21 protein-coding genes and 1 pseudogene are annotated in these 19,968 nt (G+C 59.6%); 10 read left to right on the forward strand and 12 right to left on the reverse strand.

Annotation, left to right across the window (positions count from 1 at the left end):
* Positions 1–33: 33 nt before the first annotated feature.
* The 10 genes from ABH909_RS07020 (at position 34) to ABH909_RS07065 (ending at position 7,365) form a co-directional block, all read left to right on the forward strand.
* Positions 34–699, forward strand: a complete 666-nt coding sequence (locus ABH909_RS07020; protein WP_429431542.1) for a riboflavin synthase — start codon at positions 34–36, stop codon at positions 697–699.
* A gap of 31 nt (positions 700–730) precedes the next feature.
* Complete coding sequence (gene ribBA / locus ABH909_RS07025; RefSeq protein ID WP_007906834.1) at positions 731–1,822, forward strand: bifunctional 3,4-dihydroxy-2-butanone-4-phosphate synthase/GTP cyclohydrolase II; 1,092 nt, start codon at positions 731–733, stop codon at positions 1,820–1,822.
* A gap of 248 nt (positions 1,823–2,070) precedes the next feature.
* Positions 2,071–2,547, forward strand: a complete 477-nt coding sequence (gene ribH, locus ABH909_RS07030) for a 6,7-dimethyl-8-ribityllumazine synthase (RefSeq protein ID WP_003228649.1) — start codon at positions 2,071–2,073, stop codon at positions 2,545–2,547.
* Positions 2,544–3,044 (forward strand): transcription antitermination factor NusB, encoded by a 501-nt coding sequence (nusB, locus tag ABH909_RS07035; protein WP_007906833.1) that lies wholly within the window; start codon positions 2,544–2,546, stop codon positions 3,042–3,044. The genes ribH and nusB overlap by 4 nt, the downstream gene beginning before the upstream one ends.
* A 28-nt stretch (positions 3,045–3,072) precedes the next feature.
* The gene (gene thiL / locus ABH909_RS07040) at positions 3,073–4,038 is read left to right on the forward strand and encodes a thiamine-phosphate kinase (RefSeq protein WP_429431545.1); all 966 of its coding nucleotides are present in this window, start codon (positions 3,073–3,075) and stop codon (positions 4,036–4,038) included.
* Positions 4,035–4,538 carry a phosphatidylglycerophosphatase A family protein gene (locus ABH909_RS07045; RefSeq protein ID WP_008073949.1) on the forward strand — a complete coding sequence of 168 codons (504 nt, stop codon included), beginning with the start codon at positions 4,035–4,037 and terminating at the stop codon, positions 4,536–4,538. The genes thiL and ABH909_RS07045 overlap by 4 nt, the downstream gene beginning before the upstream one ends.
* Before the next feature lie 23 nt (positions 4,539–4,561).
* Positions 4,562–5,296, forward strand: coding sequence for a substrate-binding periplasmic protein (locus tag ABH909_RS07050; RefSeq protein WP_429431548.1), 735 nt, complete (start codon positions 4,562–4,564; stop codon positions 5,294–5,296).
* Between the two features lie 235 nt (positions 5,297–5,531).
* Positions 5,532–6,149, forward strand: a complete 618-nt coding sequence (ribA, locus tag ABH909_RS07055) for a GTP cyclohydrolase II (RefSeq protein WP_052967080.1) — start codon at positions 5,532–5,534, stop codon at positions 6,147–6,149.
* Entirely contained in the window at positions 6,146–6,565 is a 420-nt protein-coding gene (locus tag ABH909_RS07060; RefSeq protein ID WP_429431551.1) for an MFS transporter, read from the forward strand. The genes ribA and ABH909_RS07060 overlap by 4 nt, the downstream gene beginning before the upstream one ends.
* A complete protein-coding gene (locus ABH909_RS07065) occupies positions 6,565–7,365 on the forward strand; it encodes a cobalamin-binding protein (RefSeq protein WP_429431554.1) in 801 nt (266 codons plus the stop codon). The genes ABH909_RS07060 and ABH909_RS07065 overlap by 1 nt, the downstream gene beginning before the upstream one ends.
* Positions 7,366–7,518: 153 nt before the next feature.
* On the opposite strand, the gene ABH909_RS07070 is transcribed toward ABH909_RS07065, so the two are convergent.
* From ABH909_RS07070 to ABH909_RS07125, 12 genes and pseudogenes are all read right to left on the reverse strand, one after another.
* A complete protein-coding gene (locus tag ABH909_RS07070) occupies positions 7,519–9,402 on the reverse strand; it encodes a TonB-dependent receptor domain-containing protein (protein WP_429431557.1) in 1,884 nt (627 codons plus the stop codon).
* 149 nt (positions 9,403–9,551) lie between these two features.
* Positions 9,552–11,450, reverse strand: coding sequence for a 1-deoxy-D-xylulose-5-phosphate synthase (gene dxs, locus ABH909_RS07075; protein WP_429431560.1), 1,899 nt, complete (start codon positions 11,448–11,450; stop codon positions 9,552–9,554).
* A 91-nt stretch (positions 11,451–11,541) separates the two neighbouring features.
* Positions 11,542–12,429, reverse strand: a complete 888-nt coding sequence (ispA, locus tag ABH909_RS07080; protein ID WP_429431563.1) for a (2E,6E)-farnesyl diphosphate synthase — start codon at positions 12,427–12,429, stop codon at positions 11,542–11,544.
* Positions 12,426–12,668 (reverse strand): exodeoxyribonuclease VII small subunit, encoded by a 243-nt coding sequence (locus ABH909_RS07085; RefSeq protein WP_095633943.1) that lies wholly within the window; start codon positions 12,666–12,668, stop codon positions 12,426–12,428. The genes ispA and ABH909_RS07085 overlap by 4 nt, the downstream gene beginning before the upstream one ends.
* A gap of 258 nt (positions 12,669–12,926) precedes the next feature.
* Positions 12,927–13,055: pseudogene (locus tag ABH909_RS07090) on the reverse strand (DUF4172 domain-containing protein); the annotation flags it as partial.
* Between the two features lie 572 nt (positions 13,056–13,627).
* Complete coding sequence (locus ABH909_RS07095) at positions 13,628–14,374, reverse strand: S24 family peptidase (RefSeq protein ID WP_007894319.1); 747 nt, start codon at positions 14,372–14,374, stop codon at positions 13,628–13,630.
* Positions 14,375–14,613: 239 nt separating this feature from the next.
* Positions 14,614–15,141 carry an inorganic diphosphatase gene (ppa, locus tag ABH909_RS07100; protein WP_007894323.1) on the reverse strand — a complete coding sequence of 176 codons (528 nt, stop codon included), beginning with the start codon at positions 15,139–15,141 and terminating at the stop codon, positions 14,614–14,616.
* Positions 15,142–15,254: 113 nt separating this feature from the next.
* Positions 15,255–16,067, reverse strand: a complete 813-nt coding sequence (locus ABH909_RS07105; RefSeq protein WP_429431568.1) for a zinc-dependent peptidase — start codon at positions 16,065–16,067, stop codon at positions 15,255–15,257.
* 6 nt (positions 16,068–16,073) lie between these two features.
* Entirely contained in the window at positions 16,074–16,730 is a 657-nt protein-coding gene (locus ABH909_RS07110; RefSeq protein ID WP_429431571.1) for a DedA family protein, read from the reverse strand.
* 258 nt (positions 16,731–16,988) lie between these two features.
* Positions 16,989–17,450 (reverse strand): GNAT family N-acetyltransferase, encoded by a 462-nt coding sequence (locus ABH909_RS07115; RefSeq protein WP_063342407.1) that lies wholly within the window; start codon positions 17,448–17,450, stop codon positions 16,989–16,991.
* 113 nt (positions 17,451–17,563) lie between these two features.
* The gene (gene eutC / locus ABH909_RS07120) at positions 17,564–18,388 is read right to left on the reverse strand and encodes an ethanolamine ammonia-lyase subunit EutC (RefSeq protein WP_429431574.1); all 825 of its coding nucleotides are present in this window, start codon (positions 18,386–18,388) and stop codon (positions 17,564–17,566) included.
* A gap of 8 nt (positions 18,389–18,396) precedes the next feature.
* A complete protein-coding gene (locus ABH909_RS07125; protein ID WP_429431577.1) occupies positions 18,397–19,791 on the reverse strand; it encodes an ethanolamine ammonia-lyase subunit EutB in 1,395 nt (464 codons plus the stop codon).
* Positions 19,792–19,968 lie beyond the last annotated feature (177 nt).

A 19,968-nucleotide genomic window follows, 5' to 3' on the forward strand; every position in this document is an offset into this window, starting at 1 on the left:
TCTAGCGCTGGCTCTGTTCTCGAGGAGGACTCCATGTTTACCGGCATCATCGAATCCATCGGCAGTATTCGTGCATTGACCCCAAAAGGCGGAGATGTGCGGGTTTACGTCGAAACCGGCAAGCTCGACCTGAGCGACGTCAAACTGGGCGACAGTATTGCCGTCAATGGCGTGTGCCTGACAGCGGTTGAATTGCCGGGCAATGGCTTTGCGGCGGACGTCAGTCGCGAAACCCTCGATTGCACCGCCATGAATGACCTGAAAAGCGGCAGCCCGGTCAATCTGGAAAAAGCCCTGACCCCGACCACCCGTCTCGGCGGGCATCTGGTTAGCGGTCACGTCGATGGCGTGGGTGAAGTGGTTGCCCGTACCGAAAACGCCCGCGCCGTGGAGTTCCGCATCCGCGCCCCGAAAGACCTGGCCAAATACATCGCCCATAAAGGCTCGATCACCGTCGACGGCACCAGCCTGACCGTGAACGCCGTCGATGGCGCCGAGTTCATGCTGACCATCATTCCGCATACCCTGAGCGAAACCATCATGGCGTCGTATCAGCCGGGTCGCCGGGTGAATCTTGAAGTTGATTTGCTTGCCCGTTATCTGGAACGCCTGCTGTTGGGCGACAAGGCCGCAGAGCCAGCAAAGTCCGGAAACATCACTGAAAGCTTTCTGGCCGCCAACGGCTACCTCAAATCCTGAAGCTCAAATTTCGAAAGAAGGGGGGTGCCTTGTGGCGCTCAATAGCATCGAAGAACTGGTTGAAGACATCCGCCAAGGCAAGATGGTCATCCTCATGGATGACGAAGACCGCGAGAATGAAGGCGACCTGATCATGGCCGCCGAGTGCTGCCAGCCTGAACACATTAACTTCATGGCCAAGCACGCCCGTGGCCTGATTTGCATGCCGATGAGCCGCGAGCGCTGCGAACTGCTCAAGCTGCCGTTGATGGCTCCGCGCAACGGTTCCGGTTTCGGCACCAAGTTCACCGTGTCCATCGAAGCCGCCGAAGGTGTCACCACCGGTATCTCCGCCGCCGACCGTGCGCGCACCGTACAAGCCGCTGCCGCCAAAGACGCCAAGGCTGAAGACATCGTCAGCCCTGGCCACATCTTTCCGCTGATGGCCCAGGCTGGCGGTACGCTGGCCCGCGCCGGTCACACTGAAGCTGCCTGCGACCTGGCGCGCATGGCCGGTTTCGAGCCCAGCGGTGTGATCTGCGAAGTGATGAACGACGACGGCACCATGTCCCGTCGCGCTGAACTCGAAGCCTTTGCCGCCGAACACAACATCAAGATCGGCACCATTGCCGACCTGATTCACTACCGGATGATCCACGAACGTACCGTTCAGCGGATTGCCGAGCAGCCGCTGGACAGCGAGTTGGGCCAGTTCAACCTGGTGACCTACCGTGATTCGGTGGAAGGCGACGTGCACATGGCCCTGACCCTGGGCACCGTGTGTGCTGAGGAGCCGACGCTGGTTCGGGTACACAACATGGACCCGCTGCGTGACCTGTTGATGGTCAAGCAACCGGGTCGCTGGAGCCTGCGCGCCGCCATGGCTGCGGTTGCCGAGGCTGGCAGTGGCGTGGTGCTGTTGCTCGGTCACCCGCTCGATGGCGACGTGTTGCTGGCGCATATTCGCGAAACCGCGGATCACAGCGCCGTGAAAAAACCGACCACTTACAGCATCGTCGGTGCCGGTTCGCAGATCCTTCGCGACCTGGGCGTGCGCAAAATGCGCCTGATGAGCGCGCCGATGAAATTTAATGCGATATCCGGTTTCGATCTGGAAGTTGTAGAATACGTGCCCTCCGAATAAGACGCCGGGTTTTGGCCTCGTTGTTCACTCAAGGCATATTTGATTTATTGTGGCGAGGGAGCTTGCTCCCGTTTGGGTGCGCAGCGCCCACAAGAGGGGCCGCTACGCAGCCCAGCGGGAGCAAGCTCCTTCGCCACAAAGATGTGCAAGTGAACACCGATGTGCGATTTCCGACGCTGTATTCGCGGTTCAAATATCACTGAGGGACGCGTACGAGACGCGTCCCGGCTCTTTAAGAGATCTAACGAATGACCCTGAAGACCATCGAAGGTACCTTCATCGCCCCTAAAGGCCGCTACGCTTTGGTAGTGGGCCGTTTCAACAGCTTCGTCGTTGAAAGCCTGGTCAGCGGTGCAGTTGATGCCCTGGTTCGCCATGGCGTGAGCGAAAGCGACATCACCATCATCCGTGCGCCTGGCGCCTTCGAAATCCCGCTGGTTGCGCAGAAAGTCGCTCAGAAGGGCGAGTTCGCGGCAATCATCGCCTTGGGCGCAGTCATTCGTGGCGGTACTCCGCACTTCGAATACGTGGCGGGCGAATGCACCAAGGGCCTGGCCCAGGTGTCCATGGAGTTCGGCGTACCGGTTGCTTTCGGCGTACTGACCGTTGATTCCATCGAACAAGCCATCGAACGTTCCGGCACCAAGGCCGGTAACAAAGGTGCTGAAGCTGCCCTGTCCGCTCTGGAAATGGTCAGCCTGCTGGCGCAGTTGGAGGCCAAGTGATTAGCGACGAAAGTGATCGTTTCAACCCGCGCGATCCAAAGCCTGCGGATGCCGGCAAGCCATCGAAAAGCGTCAAGCGTCGCGAAGCCCGTCAGCTCGCGACTCAGGCGCTGTACCAATGGCACATGGCCAAGCAGTCGCTGAACGAGATCGAAGCGCAGTTTCGGGTCGATAACGATTTCAGCGATGTTGACGGTGCCTACTTCCGTGAAATCCTGCATGGGGTTCCGGCGCAGAAGGACCGGATCGATGCCGCACTGGCGCCATGCCTGGACATCACCATCGAAGAGCTGGACCCGGTTGAACTGGCGGTTCTGCGCCTGTCTACCTGGGAGCTGCTCGAGCGCGTTGATGTGCCGTACCGCGTTGTGATCAACGAAGGTATCGAACTGGCGAAAGTCTTCGGCTCCACCGACGGCCACAAGTTCGTCAACGGTGTGCTCGACAAGCTGGCCCCGCGTCTGCGTGAAGCTGAAGTGAAGGCGTTCAAGCGCTGATTGGCGCTTGGAATGTCGACACGAAGCCATGGGCGAGTTTGAGCTGATCCGCAATTTCTTCGCCGCCGCGCCTTGTGCGCAGGGCGGCGAAGGCGTTGCGCTGGGGATCGGCGACGACTGCGCCTTGCTGGCTGTTCCCCCTGGGGAGCAGTTGGCGATTTCCACCGACACGCTCGTGGCCGGTGTGCATTTCGCAGACCCCTGCGACCCGTTTCTGCTTGGTCAGCGCTCGCTGGCTGTGGCGGTCAGTGACCTGGCCGCCATGGGCGCCGCCCCCATTGCCTTTACCCTTGCCCTGACCTTGCCGACGGTGACCACCGATTGGCTGGAAGCCTTCGCCCGTGGTTTAAACCTCATGGCGCAGAGTTGCGGGGTGGCGTTGGTGGGTGGCGATACCACCCGCGGGCCGTTGAGCCTGACCATGACCGTGTTCGGTCGGGTGCCGGCCGGTCTGGCGTTGACCCGCAGCGGCGCACAGCCGGGCGATTTGCTCTGCGTGGGCGGTGAGTTGGGGAACGGCGCGGGCGCATTGCCGTTAGTGCTCGGCCAGCGGATGGCTGAACCGGCCATCGCCGATCCGTTGCGGGCTCATTACTGGTCGCCACAACCGCAGCTGGGTCTGGGCATGGCGTTGCGCGGCAGAGCCACGGCGGCGCTGGACATCTCCGACGGTCTGCTCGCCGACTGCGGGCACATTGCCCTGGCATCGAAAGTCGGAATTGAGGTAGAGCGCAGCAAGCTGCCGTTGTCGAAGGCGCTGCTGGCCTTCCTCGGTCCGTCTGGCGCTGAGCAAGCCGCCCTGAGCGGCGGTGACGATTACGTGCTGGCCTTCACCTTGCCGCCCGCCGAGTTGCCATCGTTGCTGGCGGACGGCTGGCCGATTCATGTGCTGGGTCAGGTGGTTGCGGGGCAGGGCGTGACATTGCTGGACGCCGACGGACACGACATCACCCCGCCAATCCGGGGTTATCAACATTTTCGGGAGACACCGTGACAGATCATCCCAAACAGGTCCCGGCGGAGTTCGTACCGCCGTCGGTCTGGCGCAATCCGTGGCATTTCCTGGCATTCGGTTTCGGCTCGGGAACCTTGCCAAAAGCGCCGGGCACCTGGGGTTCGTTAGTGGCGTTACCCTTCATTCCGTTGTGGCAGATGCTCCCCGATTGGGGCTACTGGCTGATGCTCGGCATCACCATGCTGTTCGGCTTCTGGCTGTGCGGCAAGGTCGCCGATGATTTGCGCGTGCACGACCACGAAGGCATCGTCTGGGACGAAATGGTCGGGATGTGGATCACTCTGTGGCTGGTGCCGGAAGGTTGGTATTGGTTGTTGGCGGGGTTCCTGATGTTCCGCTTCTTCGACATCCTCAAGCCTTGGCCGATTCACTGGATCGACCGGCATGTGCACGGTGGGGTCGGGATCATGCTCGACGACGTGCTGGCAGGCGTATTTGCGTGGTTGGCGATGCAAGGGCTGGTGTGGTTTTTCGTCTGAGGCGTCCAGTGAGAGAACGGGGAATGGTGCGGCGCGGGTTGCTGCTGATGGTTATTGCGGTGTTTTGCTCACTCGCCCGGGCGGAGGATGCACCGAAGCCGTCCGTGATTCATCTCGCCAGCGAAGCCTGGGAAGACTACACCGCCGCCGATGGTCAGGGTTTGGGCTGGGAGGTGTTGCGCAAAGTCTTCGAGCCGGCGGGCGTAAAGCTGGATATTCGAACCGAACCTTATACGCGCGCCATGGGCTTGGCCCAGCGTGGGGAAGTGGACGCTTGTGTCGGTTCTTATCGGGAGGAGGCGAGCGATCTTCTTTATCCTCGCTGGAATTTCGATACCGACCACATCTACGCCTTGGGCTTGGCCAGCAATCCGGCGCCGACCCTGGATACCTTGGGCCGCTACCGATTGGCCTGGGTGCGCGGTTACAAATATCAGGCTTATCTACCCAATGTGCAGCGCTATAACGAAGTCGCGCGGCGGACGGGAATTGTGTCCATGCTGACCCACAATCGCGCCGACTATTACATTGATGCGCTGACCGAAGTCGATTACGTCTTTAGCCGAGCCACAGACACGTCGCAGTTTCGCCGCACGCATATCGCGGAATTGCCGCTGTTTCTGTGCTTTGCCGATACACCTCGGGCCCGCACGCTGATGGCGCTGTTCGATCAGCGCATGGAAGTATTGGTCAAAAACGGCCAGCTGAAACCGATTTTCGCGAAGTGGAAACAGCCGTACCCGTTTGGCACAGACTGAATACGGTCAATGTGTGGGAGCGGGCTTGCTCGCGAAAGCGGTGTGACAGTCACAATGATTTTGAATGTGGAGCCGTCTTCGCGAGCAAGCCCGCTCCCACAGGGTTATTGACTTGGCTTCTTGATCAAACTTATTGATCGTTATGCCCCATAATTCAGCCTAAGCGTCAGCAGGAACGTGCTGTTACAATGCCGCCTCTGCGAATCTTCAGTACTTATAGATCAGGAGCACACCGGTGCCTGTCGTTTTTGTCGCCGCTTCCAAGCTGCCAACGCCTTTCGCGCAATTCACCATGCATGGCTTTCTCGATGAAGAGAACGGGCGCGAGCACGTAGTACTGAGCCTGGGTGATTTTGCCGATGGTGCTCCGGTACTCGGCCGGTTGCACTCCGAATGCCTGACCGGCGATGCCTTGTTCAGCCAGCGCTGTGACTGCGGTTCGCAACTTGAGGCAGCCTTGCAGGCAATCGCCCGTGAAGGTCGTGGCGTGTTGCTCTACTTGCGTCAGGAAGGTCGCGGCATTGGCCTGCTGAACAAGATTCGCGCCTATGAATTGCAGGACGGCGGTGCCGACACCGTTGAAGCCAATGAGCGTCTGGGTTTCGCCGCCGACCAGCGCGACTATGCCATGTGCCTGCCGATGCTGGAGCACCTGGGCGTGAAGTCCCTGCGTCTGATGACCAATAACCCACGCAAGGTCAAAGCCTTGACCGACATGGGCATCGTGGTGGCCGAGCGCGTGCCGTTGCACACCGGGCACAACCCGCACAACAAACTCTATCTGGCCACCAAGGCGAGCAAGCTCGACCATATGATGGGCAACGAGCATCAGGGCGAGGTTGATCGGGCGTGACTCGCGGCCAGGTGCGGCGGCGACTCTCCGTCAATTGGTGGCAATACCTGGCGCTGGCCTTGGTACCGCTGTTCGTGATCAACGGCGTATTCGGCCAGCGCGAGGCGATTCTGCCGGTGCTGGCCATGCCATTGTTCATCGCCGGTGTGGCCTCGATGTTCGTCAGCCTGAAGTTCTTTGGCGGCTACAAGCACGCACTGATAGCCACCCAGAAAGCCCTCGATACCCCTGAAGAACCCAGCGCCTGGATTGCCCTGGCCGCGAAACGCCGTGCTGCGTTCCTGGTCGCCGGCCTGCCCGCCTGGATTGGTGCGCTGGCGGTATTCGTCGGTCTTGAAGCCGTTCCATTGGTGCTGCTGGCGCTGTCGACCACGGTGCTGTTCTACCTCTACCGTATCCCGCGTCAACTCGGCTGATGCGCAGCGTCTGGCTGGCGGTGTTGCTGCTGGCCGTCAGTGGTTCGGTGGCTGCGGTCGAGCGGGTCGTCAGTCTGGCGCCGTCGCTTTCTGAAATTGTCGTCGAGCTGAACTCGGCTGACCTTCTGGTCGGTGTGCTGGATGCTGGCGAACGTCCCGCTGAGCTCAAAGACATTCCTTCGGTGGGCAACTACGGTCAGTTGGACATGGAACGACTGCTCAGTCTCAAGCCCGATCTGTTGCTGCTCTGGCCGGGCAGTGTAGGGCCGGCGCAGCGTGAGCAGCTCAAGCGGCTGAATATTCCCACCTATGTCGCCGAACCCCATAACCTCGAACAACTTGCCGCCCAGATCGAAGCGATCGCTACGCAGCTCGGAAGACCGGAGCGTGGTGTTTCATTGGCCGCAAATCTGCGTCAACGACTCGATTCCCTGCGCCAGCGTTATCGAAGGGATGAGCCGATACGGGTGTTTTATCAAGTCTGGGACCGGCCCTTGTACACCGTGGGCGGCGGGCAGATCATCAGCGATGCACTGCAGGTATGCGGGGCGCGCAATGTATTTGCCGACCTGACACAGCCTGCTCCGCAGATCAGTGTGGAGGCGGTGTTGCAGCGTAATCCCGAGGTGATTCTGGCCAGTGACCAGGCGCAGCTCGATGCGTGGAAGAGCTGGCCTCAGGTAATGGCAGTGGCGCGGAGTCAATTGCTGCTGGTGATGGACAAAGGTCTGGAACGGCCGAGTGGGCAGATGATCGAAGCGACGGCCAAGTTGTGCCAAATTATCGCGCCCGAGCTCTAACCTGTGGCGAGGGAGCTTGCTCCCGTTGGGCTGCGAAGCGGCCCCAAAACCTGCCGGCGAGTGCTTTTCAAGTGGACCGAGTCAGCTTGGATTGCGGCTGCTACGCAACCGAGCGGGAGCAAGCTCCCTCGCCACAGTGATCGGGTGATGGCTTCAAATATCCGGCGTCCAGGTCACCCCGAACATCCACGCCCGGCCTTCCTCCCGATACCCATACTGACTGCCATCATGGCTGTACAACGCCCGGCTATAGCCCTTGTCCAGCAGGTTGTCGACCTTCAGCTCCAGCTTGATCTCTCGATTCAGCGCCCAACTGCTGCGCAACCCCAACAACGCGTACCCGCCCAACGGCTGCTGATTGTTCTCGTCGTCATAACTGCTGCTCACCGCTTGCCAACTGGCACCGAGGCCGAGCCGATCAAACTGCCGATCCAGGTCCAGGCTCAACGTCCGCCGTGCACGACGGGCGAGGGTATGGCCGCTGTCGCGATCCCGAGGGTCAATGATCGCCACGCCGAGGTTGCTCTGCCAACCGAACAGCTCTTGTTTCAAAGCCGCTTCAAAACCGTTGATCCGCGCCGAGGCGACGTTCGCCGGGCGGTTGTTGCTGCCGAAAATAATCGCGTCTTGCAGATCGGTGCGGTACAGCGAGGCTTCCAGGCGACTGGCTTCCGTTAGCTGACTGCGCCATTGCAGTTCATAACTTTTCGAGGTTTCGGGTTTCAGGTCCGGGTTGCTGAAGTCCGGGTAGTACAGGTCGTTGAAGGTCGGCGCGCGAAAGCCTTCGCTGTAAGTCAACAGCACATCGTTGTCCGGGTTCAGCGGCAGGGTGAGCGTGCCGCTCCAGCTGTTCTGGCTGCCGAACTGCTGGTTCTGGTCGCGGCGCAGGCCCAGTTCGGTAGAGAAACTGTCGGCCTGATAGCGATGCTGGATAAACGCTGCACGGTTCCAGCGGCTGTCTTCGTCAAACGCTGTGCTGCTATTGATTCGGTCTTCGTACCAGTCGCCGCCGAGAATCAGGCTGTTGCGTTCATTCAGGGTCAGGTCGTTCTGCCAGTTCACCGAATCGCGGTAGGTGTTGAACACGCTGCGCTCGTCGCTGAGCTTGTCGAGCGTCTTCTCACGGTTTTCGCTATGGCCGAACTCGACGCGGGTTTTCCAGGCGTCGTTGATCCGCGCATCGACGTAACTGCTGACGCTGCTCACAGCGAACTCGCTGTAGGGCTGCTGCTGGACCGATTCGAAGGTGTTCATGTCGAAGCGGCCGAACGGGTTGTCGAAGGCACTTTTGCCCTCGTTATCCAGCAGATTGGCGCCGACTTCGATGTCATCGCTGAGGGCGTGACTCAGGCTTAAGCTGACCGACTTATTGCGGTATTCATCGTGATCGCCATCGCTGGGCCAGGACTCATGAGTGCGATTGATGCCTGCCGTTTCATCAAGGCTGGCGCCCAGGTTGAAGCGGGTCTGCGCGTCGCCTCCAGACAATCCAAGGCTGCGTTCCCAGGTCTGATTGCTGCCAACCCCCACGTGCATGCGGGGTTGCAGGCCTTGTTCGCCACCACGGCGGGTGAAGATCTGAATCACCCCGCCGATCGCATCGCTGCCGTAAATAACTGAACGCGAACCGCGCAGCACTTCCACGCGCTCGACCTGTTCGATGTTGATGTGTTGCAGGTTGCTGTCGCCGGAGGTCGAGTTACCGATGCGTTGGCCGTCGACCAGCACCAGGCTCTGCGCCGACTTGGTACCACGAATATAAACCCCCGGCAGACTGCCACGCCCCCCGGTTTGCCCGACCTGTACGCCCGGCACCCGGCGCAGCAGGTCAGTGACACTGCTCGGTTGCAGACGGTCGATATCGTCACGGGTGAACACCGTGTTGGCGGCGCTGCTGTCGTTGCGCGCTTCGACCTGACGGTTGGCGCTGATCAGCACGTCCGGCAGTTTCAGGGCTTGGTCGCGTTCAAAGGTGTCGGCCAAGAGTTGGCCGGCCGGCAGAAGCGTCAGCGTCAGGGCAAAAGGGGAGAGTTTCATGGATGATCCGAGACGAATTCAGATACGACGCAACCCACGTAGGAGCTGCCGAAGGCTGCGATCTTTTGATTCTGTTTTTTCAGGTTGGAGCCGCCGAAGATCAGGATCAAAAGATCGCAGCCTTCGGCAGCTCCTACAGGGGATCGGGTTTACAAATTCAGCAGTTGCAGGCGCTGGCGCACCGCTTCTTCGATCCCGACCTCATCCAGTCCGCATTCGGCCAGCATCTGCGCAGGCTTGGCGTGCTCGACGTAGATGTCCGGCAAGCCCAGGTGCAGCACCGACTTGAGGATGTTTTCGCGGGCGAGAAACTCGCTGACCGCGCCACCAGCACCGCCCATGATGGCGTTCTCTTCGACAGTCACCAACAATTCATGGCTGCCGGCGATTTCGCGGACCAGTGCTTCGTCGAGCGGTTTGACGAAACGCATGTCGATTACGGTTGCATCCAGCTTCTCGGCGACTTTCAGTGCCTCGGCCAATTGCACGCCGAACACCAGCAGGGCGACTTTGCTGCCCTGACGACGGACGACACCTTTGCCGATTTCAATCGGCTCAAGGTCTTTCGTGATCGGCGCATTCGGGCCGGTGCCGCGCGGATAACGGACCGCCGCCGGGCCGTTGTACAGATGGCCGGTGCTGAGCATTTTGCGCAGTTCGTTTTCGTCGCTCGGGGTCATCAGCAGCATGCCGGGGATGCAACGCAGGAACGACAGGTCAAAGCTGCCCGCGTGCGTCGGACCGTCTTCGCCCACCAGGCCTGCGCGGTCGATAGCGAACAGCACGTCGAGGTTTTGCACCGCCACATCATGCACAAGCTGGTCGTAAGCACGTTGCAGGAAGGTCGAATAAATCGCCACCACCGGTTTTGCGCCTTCGCAGGCCATACCGGCGGCGAGGGTCACGGCGTGTTGTTCAGCAATCGCCACGTCGAAATAGCGCTTGGGAAAACGTTCGCTGAAGGCCACCAGGTCGGAGCCTTCCTTCATCGCCGGAGTAATCCCGACCAGGCGCGAATCGACCGCGGCCATGTCGCACAGCCACTCACCGAACACACCGGAATACTTCGGTCCGCCGGCTTTCTTTGGTGCGGCGGCCGGAGCATCCACAGGTTCGAGTTTGGTGATGGCGTGGTAACCGATCGGGTCGACTTCCGCCGGAGCGAAGCCTTTGCCTTTTTTGGTGACCACGTGCAGGAATTGCGGGCCTTTCAGATCGCGCATGTTGCGCAAGGTGGCGATCAGGGTCGGCAGGTCGTGGCCATCGATCGGGCCGATGTAGTTCCAGCCCAACTCTTCGAACAGCGTGCCGGGAACCAGCATGCCTTTGGCATATTCTTCGGTCCGACGGGCGATTTCCCAGGCCCCGGGCAGGCGCGACAGGACCTTTTTGCTGCCTTCGCGCATGCTCGCGTAAGTGCGGCTGGAAAGGATTTTTGCCAGATAGTTCGACAATCCGCCGACGTTGCGCGAAATCGACATGTCGTTGTCGTTGAGGATCACCAGCATGTTGGCGTCCACTTCCGGCGCGTGGTTCAGCGCCTCGAAGGCCATGCCGGCGGTCAGTGCGCCGTCGCCGATCACTGCGATCGCCTTGCGATCACTGTGTTGCAGGCGGGCGGCAATCGCCATGCCCAGCGCAGCGCTGATCGAGGTGCTGGAGTGGCCGACGCCAAAGGTGTCGTACTCGCTCTCGGAGCGACGCGGGAAGGCGGCAACGCCGTCCTTCTGGCGCAGGGTGCTCATGCGCTCGCGACGGCCGGTGAGGATTTTGTGCGGGTAGGCCTGATGACCCACGTCCCACACCAACCGGTCGTCCGGGGTGTCGAAGACGTAATGCAATGCGATGGTCAGCTCGATGACGCCCAGGCCGGCACCGAAATGCCCACCGGTCTGACCGACCGTGTAGAGCAATTCCAGGCGCAACTCATCAGCCAGGGTTTCCAGCTCGGCTTCGCCTAACCGGCGCAGGCCTTCCGGCGTGTTGGCACGGTCGAGCAGGGGCGTGGTCGGGCGCTTGCGGGGAATCTCATGAAACGTCGTGGGCATCAGGCGAATCGTTATAGGTATAAAAGATGCGGCAGTTTACCTGATGCATCGCCCCCTGCCCACGCGTTGGTTTTTTTTGGCGGATACGCCGTCAGCTGCGGCGATCGACGATGTACCGGGCCAGATCGCGCAATGGCTCAGCCGCCGCGTCAAACGGTCGCAGCGCGTGCAGGGCCTGGTCGCGTAGTTCCAGGGCATAGGCCTTGGCCGCGTCGAGACCGAGCAGAGCCGGGTAGGTCGGCTTGTCCCGGGCGATGTCGGCGCCCTGGCGTTTGCCGAGGGTTTCGGTGTCACTTTCGACGTCGAGAATGTCGTCCTGGACCTGAAAGGCCAAGCCAATGGCCTGTGCATAACTCTGCAGGGACTTCAGTTCATCCTTCGCGGCATGACCGCTGGCCAGGGCGCCGAGCTTGACGCTGACTTCGATCAATGCGCCGGTTTTGTGCCGGTGCATGTATTCAAGGGCTTTTTGATCGAGCTTCAGGCCCACCGAGCCCAGATCGATGGCTTGCCCGCCGACCATGCCCGCCGGGCCTGCCGCCAGCGCCAGGGCGCTGACCATCTGCAGACGGATTTCGGTATCGCAACTGCTCAGGCGCGGGTCGAGCAAAGCGCTGAAGGCCAGGCTCTGCAAGCCGTCACCGGCGAGGATTGCACAGGCTTCATCGAATTTTTTATGCGTCGTCGGCTGGCCGCGACGCAGATCGTCGTCGTCCATGGCCGGCAAATCATCGTGCACCAGCGAATAGGCGTGGATCAGCTCCACCGCACAGGCCGCGCCGTTGGCTTGCTCGGCCTTACCGCCCAAAGCTTCACATGCAGCGTAGGCCAGCAGCGGGCGCACACGCTTGCCACCGTTCATAACGCTGTAGCGCATGGCTTCGTAGAGGCGGGCGAGCTCAGGGCTCGGCGCGCTGAACAGGGTTTCCAGTGCAGCATTGACGCGGGCCTGGCTGGACGCCGAATACGCCGCAATCATTCTGGCTGATCCGCGTCGAAGGGTTCCTCGGCCAGCTCACCATCACGCTCGAGCAGTACTTGGACCTTCAGCTCGGCCTGCGCCAGCGCCGCCTGGCAATCGCGAGTCAGACCGATGCCCTGCTCAAAAGCGGCCAGCGAGTCTTCCAGCGACAATTCGCCATTCTCCAGACGCTCCACCAGCGTTTGCAGGTCAGCGAGGGATTGTTCGAAATCCAGTGCAGCTTTTTTGCGGGCCATGGCGGCTATTTCCGGTTGACGTTAAACCGGCGCGACACTAGCAGACATAGGGGTTATGGGCAAATGAGCGGGGCCTTTGACACCACAGTTTCCGGGTGAAAACACACCCTGTGGCGAGGGAGCTTGCTCCCGCTGGGGCGCGGAGCGGCCCCTAAACCAGACACCGCGTTTCTTCAGGTGTACCGCATCCAGCAATTTGCGACTGCTTCGCAGCCGAACGGGGCAAGCCCCCTCGCCACAGTGCGGTATTGATCATGATTAATCTGTTGAGTCATCGGGATAGCTGATTTGATATCGAGTACTGCGCCCGCCGCCGGGCAGGCGTTTCAGGCAGCCCTTCTCCAGCAGTTCGGCCAGATGACGGGTTGCGGTGGCTTTGGAAACCTGGAATGAGTGAGCCGATTAAAAATGCTATTCGGCTCATATAGTGAGCCGAATATGACGCCTATTCGGCTCACCGTCCAGTTGTCGGACAGCGTGTCGCCTCACGTGCGGCTGCGACTGAATCGCGCAACATGTGGGTTGGCCGCAGTTCAATGCGGTCAAAGTGAATTCAGGATTATTTTTTAGACATTAAAAAGCCGGCTTGTGGCCGGCTTCTCGGGGACTGGCTTGGTTTATTTTTGGTAAACCGCGCCAGCCTTCAAAACGTACACCCGGATCTTGCGTCCGGCTGTGGGACTTGGCGAGAAAGTCATCTGCCTTGTCGGTGCGATCTGAGCCTGCAGAAGGGGCGATGCGCAAATGTGGGGCGCAGCATACTGATTTTTTTGAGGAATTCCCAGTGGGAAGTGCCGGGTAGAGCGATGGGGGTGTTGGTTGGTAGGAGAGTTTCTGTATAGGGCCGGGCAGTTGGGTTTCGGGCTGATTGCCAGGATCGCAGCCTTCGGCAGCTCCTACAGGGGCCTGCATTTCCCTATCCCACCAAGGAGCTGCCGCAGGCTGCGATCTTTTAACGCTTACAGGAAGGGCACGGAAGGTCGGCGTTTGTTGAGCGTCGACCACCAGAATACCCACCCCAATACCCTGATGTTTTGCTTATCAATCTGCTCGGCACTGAAGATCTCGTCGGGATACTCGGCTTTGTTATAGCTGCGCAATCGCAACGCATTCCCCGGCATCCGGTGCAGGTATTTGATCCGCAACATCCCGTCATGCTCGATCGCATATATTTCCCCATCAATCACCTGAGTCAGCCCACGGTCGATCGCTAGCGTCGAGCCATCTTCAATCTTTTCGCCCATGCTGTTGCCGATCATGTGGGTACAGATAGCATTGGCGTGGTTGATTTCCAGGGAGTCCAGGTGGCTGCGGGGCAGGCGGATGGATTGGCTGGGGTCTTTGACGACGTGAGTTTTGTTGGAGCCCGGTGCGGTGGCTGTTTCTATATAGAAGGGCAACTCGACGTCGATGGACTCGATCACCGTGTAGATGCCGCGGATGGCCTGGGCATCGAAGGTGTTGCCGGACTCGTCGAGTACGCGCAGGCGTGAGGACTCTTTCGGGCCTTCGCCGGTTTTCAGCCAGTCGCTATTTACAGATAGTAATCTGGCGACCTCTTCCATGCGGTAGGCGGGCACACCTCGGGTGTACCAGTTGTGGATATTTTGCGCTTCCGTATCGAAGAAAGCGGCAAATCCAGTGGTTGTGATTTTCGCTGCTTCAAGGAGTGCTTTAAACCGTGGGCCGCTAGTGTTCTTTTTCATAAACACGAGTCTACTGGCGCAGGATGGGGGTTTGAATAAACGATCCGTTCAAATTCCGAGGGAAATTTAAGACTGGATGTAAGGCGCTTTTAGGAGAAATTAAACAAGCAAAAACCAAAGCCAGGAGGCGCTATACGTACCGTTAAAAATGAAAGGGTCTGTATGAAGCGCCCACAAAAAACCCCGGATCAACCGGGGTTCTTCTTCAAACGTCGCAGCTAGAAGCTTACCGCGGCTTCTCAGCCTTTATAGGCAGCAACCGACTTGGTGATCGCGTCGCGGGCGGCATCTGCGCCGGCCCAGCCTTCGATCTTCACCCATTTGCCTTTTTCGAGATCTTTGTAGTTCGCGAAGAAGTGCTCGATCTGCTGAATCAGCAGCGCAGGCAGATCGGTGTATTCCTTCACGTCGACGTACAGCTGGGACAGCTTGTCGTGTGGAACTGCGATTACTTTGGCATCACCGCCGCCATCGTCGGTCATGTTCAGGATGCCGACTGGACGCGCGCGGATCACCGAACCTGGGGCAACCGGGTAAGGGGTCACGACCAGCACGTCGAGGGGATCACCGTCGTCGGCCAGGGTGTTGGGGATGTAACCGTAGTTGGCCGGGTAGAACATCGGGGTGGCCATGAAACGGTCAACGAACAGGCAATCGCTGTCTTTGTCGATTTCGTATTTGATCGGCGCGTGGTTGGCCGGGATCTCGATCGCGACGTAGATGTCGTTCGGCAGGTCTTTGCCAGCCGGAATCTTGCTGTAGCTCATTGGGCGGTGCCCCCGTTAGTTGACCAAAAACACTTGGCCGGATTGACCAAAAAGTGGCGGCGATTATAGGCATATTCTGCCATCGTTGCCATGCGCCAGAGGTCGTGTAGACCTTAGTCGTGTGCCTGATAGACAGGGTTCTCGGCCAGAAGTTGCCGTAGCCGGGCCAGCGGATCCTGCCGATAAAACAACTTAAGCTGCTCATAAACCTGTGGATATGCCTCATGCAGCAAGTCCGGTGCGCTGAAGAAGTATTCACTGGTAACGGCGAAGAACTCGGCGGGGTTTTCCGCTGCGTACGGGTCGATGGCGGTTTCGGCGTCCGGGTTGCGGTCCAGTTGCCGGTCAAGGTCGTCATAGGCTTCTTGCATGACTCTGGCCCAGTCGCTGATGCGCATATCGGCATGCAGCGGTGGCAAGCCATTGGCGTCACCGTTGAGCATGTCGAGTTTGTGCGCCAGTTCGTGGATCACCAGGTTGTAGCCTTCCCAGCCACCGCTGGCCATTACGCCGGGCCAGGCGAGGATGATCGGACCTTGCTGCCAGGCTTCGCCGCTGTGTTCGCCGTCCCATTCGTGTTCCACGCCGCTGGCATCGCGATGGCGCTGGGGGCTGAGGAAATCGTCGGGGTAGAGGATGATTTCGTGAAAGCCCTGATACCAGTTCAGATCGCCCAGGTGCATCAGCGGCAATTGGGCCTGGGCGGCGAGTAGCAGGCGTTGCTCCTGGTGAAGCTCGACGCCGGGCAGGGCGGTCAGGTGTTTGTCTTGCAGGAACAGCACGCAGGCTTCCCGCAGCCACTGGTCTTCGGCTGCGCTGAGGCCATCGAGAAACTTCAAGTGATGGCGCACCCGTTGCCACATGTCGTCGGCAATCGGATGCCTGGCCAAGGTGCGCTGGCGTCGCCAGGCGCTAAGAAACCACATCGTGAGTCAGCGTGGTTCGACTTTGGACGTGGTATGACCGAGACGGCTGCGGATCACGCTGATGATCATCGGTAGCAGCGACAGCAGGATGATGCCCACTACCAGCAGCGAAAGATTTTTCTTGATGAACGGTACGTTACCGAAGAAGTAACCGAGGGTGACCAGGCCCCCTACCCAGAGGATGGTGCCAAGGACGCTGAAGGCAAAGAAACGAGGGTAAGGCATTTTGCCAACACCGGCGACGAAAGGGGCAAAGGTACGGATGATTGGCAGGAAGCGCGCCAGGGTCACGGTTTTGCCGCCGTGCTTTTCGTAGAAGTCGTGGGTTTGTTGCAGATAGTCGCGACGGAATATTTTCGAGTTCGGGTTGCTGAACAGCTTTTCGCCGACGGTGCGGCCGATCACGTAGTTGGTGCTGTCACCAAGAATTGCCGCCAGCATCAGCAGGCCGCCCAGCAGCACCGGGTCCATGCTGCCACCGGCCGCCACGGCGCCCGCGATGAACAGCAGGGAATCGCCCGGCAGAAACGGCGTCACTACCAGACCGGTTTCGCAGAAGATAACCAGAAACAGAATGGCGTAAATCCATGACCCGTAGTTGGTCACCAGCAGGTCGAGGTAAACATCGAGATGCAGGATAAGGTCGATCGGGTTGAAATCCATGGAAAGCACCTGTGGTGATTGGCCCGACTCTGCAGGCCTGTGCGGATGGCTTCGCGTAAGACTACAGCTAAGTGTGATTTTTCTTACGAGCCGGAAGAGCGGGCATTATACGGGGAGAGAAGTGAAAAACGCCTCGAGATTGTAGCGAAGGATGTCGATGGGGGCGGTGTTGTGGGAAAAGATCGCAGCCTTCGGCAGCTCCTACAGGGAAATGCAGACAGTGTAGGAGCTGCCGAAGGCTGCGATCTTTCTGGGGACTTAAATCCCGTCACTGATCGGCAACACGTAGTTCTTGAACTCGGTGTCTTCCCTGAACCCGATGGATTCGTAGGTTTTCTGCGCGACTTCGTTATTGCTGCTGGTGGAAACGCGCATGCGCACGGCATTGGTTTCCTTGGCCATTTTTTTCGCGGTACGGATCAGGTTGTCGGCCACCAACTGGCGGCGGGCGTCTTCGGCGACGTAGATGTCGTTGAGGATCCACACGCGTTTGAGCGAAAGAGACGAAAAGCTCGGATATAACTGGCAGAAACCCATCAGCTTGTTGTTGTCGTCATCGGCCAGGGCCAGATAGATCACCGATTCCTTGCGCCGCAGGCGTTTCTCGAGGAACGCTCGGGATGAGTCCGGATACGGCAGGGATCCGTAAAACTCACGATATTTGACGAACAACGGGGTCAGCAGGTCGAGGTGTTCGAGGGTCGCTTGAATAATCCGCATGGTAGGTCTCGTCTTCAAGTGGCTGTCTTACGTGGTGACGGCGATGGGAAATCCCTGGCGGCCGTGCATCGATCCTGCCTGAAACCTGAATAGAAACGCAATGCGGAAACGGTTCAGGCATCCGACGGGCTCAGTAGGAAATTACCTTTCATGTCCGCGCCATTGTCCGACTCCAGCGTCTGAACCTGGGCTTCGTCCTTCAGACTGACCCCTGATAACTGCCGCCGACAGGCTTCGCGCATCAAATACAGCAACCGGTGTGCTGCCATTCCGTAACTCAAGCCTTCGAGGCGGACATTCGAGATGCAATTGCGATAGGCATCCGTTAGTCCGACCTTGGGATTATAGGTGAAATACAGTCCCAAGCTGTCTGGCGAGCTCAAGCCGGGGCGTTCGCCGATCAAAATGACCACCATCTTCGCGCCTAATAGCTCGCCAATCTCGTCGGCCACTGCAACTCGGCCCTGTTCCACCAGGATCACCGGCGACAGGGACCAGCCCTCAGTGGCTGTCTGTTCTTCCATGCGCGCCAGAAACGGCAAGGTGTGGCGATGAACGGCCAATGCCGAGAGGCCATCGGCCACCACGACCGCCAGGTCCACCCCGCCAGGATGATTCCGGGCGTAGTCGCGCAGGGTCTGCGCCGACTCATCACTCAATTTGCGCCCCAGATCGGGGCGCTGCAGATAGCTGTTCCGGTCCGTGGCGGCGCTGTGCAGCAGCAAATGCTCACGTCCACGCTCGGCCAATTGCGAACCGAGCCCCTTGTGATCGAATGGCAGGTGCACCGCATCCCGGGCCTGTGCATGGGCGTACTGAAAATCCAGCTGCGCGCTGGTCGGCATACTGGTGCCTGTACGACCGAGGGCAATACGTGCCGGGGTCAGGCGGCGCAGTTCCAGCAACGGGTTTTGCGGATCGACAGGTGGTTTATCCATCTCAATACTCATCCCAGTTGCGCCATGGCCTGACGGAAGGCCGGCGGCAGGTTGTCGCCGAAGTGAATTTTGCCGTCTGTCTGGGTAAAGATGCCCATGTTCGCCAGCCAGTTTTCAAACTCTGGCGCCGGTCTCAGGCCCAGGGTTTTCCGGGCATAAAGGGCGTCGTGGAACGATGTGGTCTGGTAATTGAGCATGATGTCGTCGGAGCCGGGGATGCCCATGATGAAGTTGATCCCGGCCACGCCCAACAGGGTCAGCAGGGTGTCCATGTCGTCCTGATCGGCTTCGGCGTGATTGGTGTAACAGATGTCGCAACCCATGGGCACGCCCAGCAGCTTGCCGCAGAAGTGGTCTTCGAGGCCGGCGCGGATGATCTGTTTGCCGTTGTAGAGGTATTCGGGGCCGATGAAGCCTACGACGGTGTTGACCAGAAACGGTTTGAAATGGCGTGCCACGGCGTAGGCGCGGGTTTCGCAGGTCTGTTGATCGATGCCGTGATGGGCGTTGGCCGACAAGGCGCTGCCCTGGCCGGTCTCGAAATACATCAGGTTCTGGCCCAACGTGCCGCGATTCAGGCTCAAGCCTGCGTCATAGCCTTCCTGCAAGACGTTTAGGTTGATACCGAAACTGGCGTTGGCCGCTTCAGTGCCGGCGATCGACTGGAACACCAGATCCAGCGGAACTCCGCGGTTCACCGCCTCGATGGAGGTGGTGACGTGGGTCAGCACGCAGGCTTGTGTAGGAATTTCGTAGCGCTGGATGATTGCATCGAGCATTTCGAGCATGGCGCAGATCGAAGCGATGCTGTCGGTGGCCGGGTTGATGCCGATCATCGCGTCACCGTTGCCGTACAGCAGGCCGTCGAGAATGCTCGCGGCGATACCGGCCGGTTCGTCGGTGGGGTGATTGGGTTGCAGACGTGTCGAGAGCCGACCGCGCAAGCCCAGCGTGCCGCGAAATTTCGTGACTACACGGATTTTCTGCGCCACCAGCACCAGGTCTTGCACGCGCATGATCTTTGACACGGCGGCGGCCATTTCCGGGGTCAGGCCTGGGGCGAGGGCACGCAGGCTCTGTTCGTCGGCGGCGTCGCTGAGCAGCCAATCGCGAAAGCCACCGACAGTGAGGTGGCTGACCGCTTTAAAAGCCTGCTTGTCGTGGGTGTCGATGATTAGCCGGGTGACTTCATCGGTCTCGTAGGGAATCAATACTTCCTGCAGGAAATGAGTCAGCGGGATGTCAGCCAGGGCCATCTGCGCGGCCACGCGCTCGCCATCATTGAGGGCGGCAACGCCGGCCAGAAAGTCCCCGGAGCGCGCCGGGCTGGCCTTGGCCATGACGTCCTTGAGGTTGTCGAAACGGTAGGTCTGGGCGCCGACGGTATGGGCAAATACGGCCATGGGACGGTGTCCTCCTGATTCAATAAATAACTCAAATGCACCGCCGAACCCCTGTGGGAGCGGGCTTGCTCGCGAAGGCGGAGTGTCATTCACCACACATGTTGAATGTCAGACCTCCTTCGCGAGCAAGCCCGCTCCCACATTGGATCTCTGTGCACTTCAATATGGCAGGCGCCG

The organism is Pseudomonas sp. BS3782 TE3695 (genome assembly GCF_050435305.1).
Taxonomy (GTDB): Bacteria; Pseudomonadota; Gammaproteobacteria; order Pseudomonadales; family Pseudomonadaceae; genus Aquipseudomonas.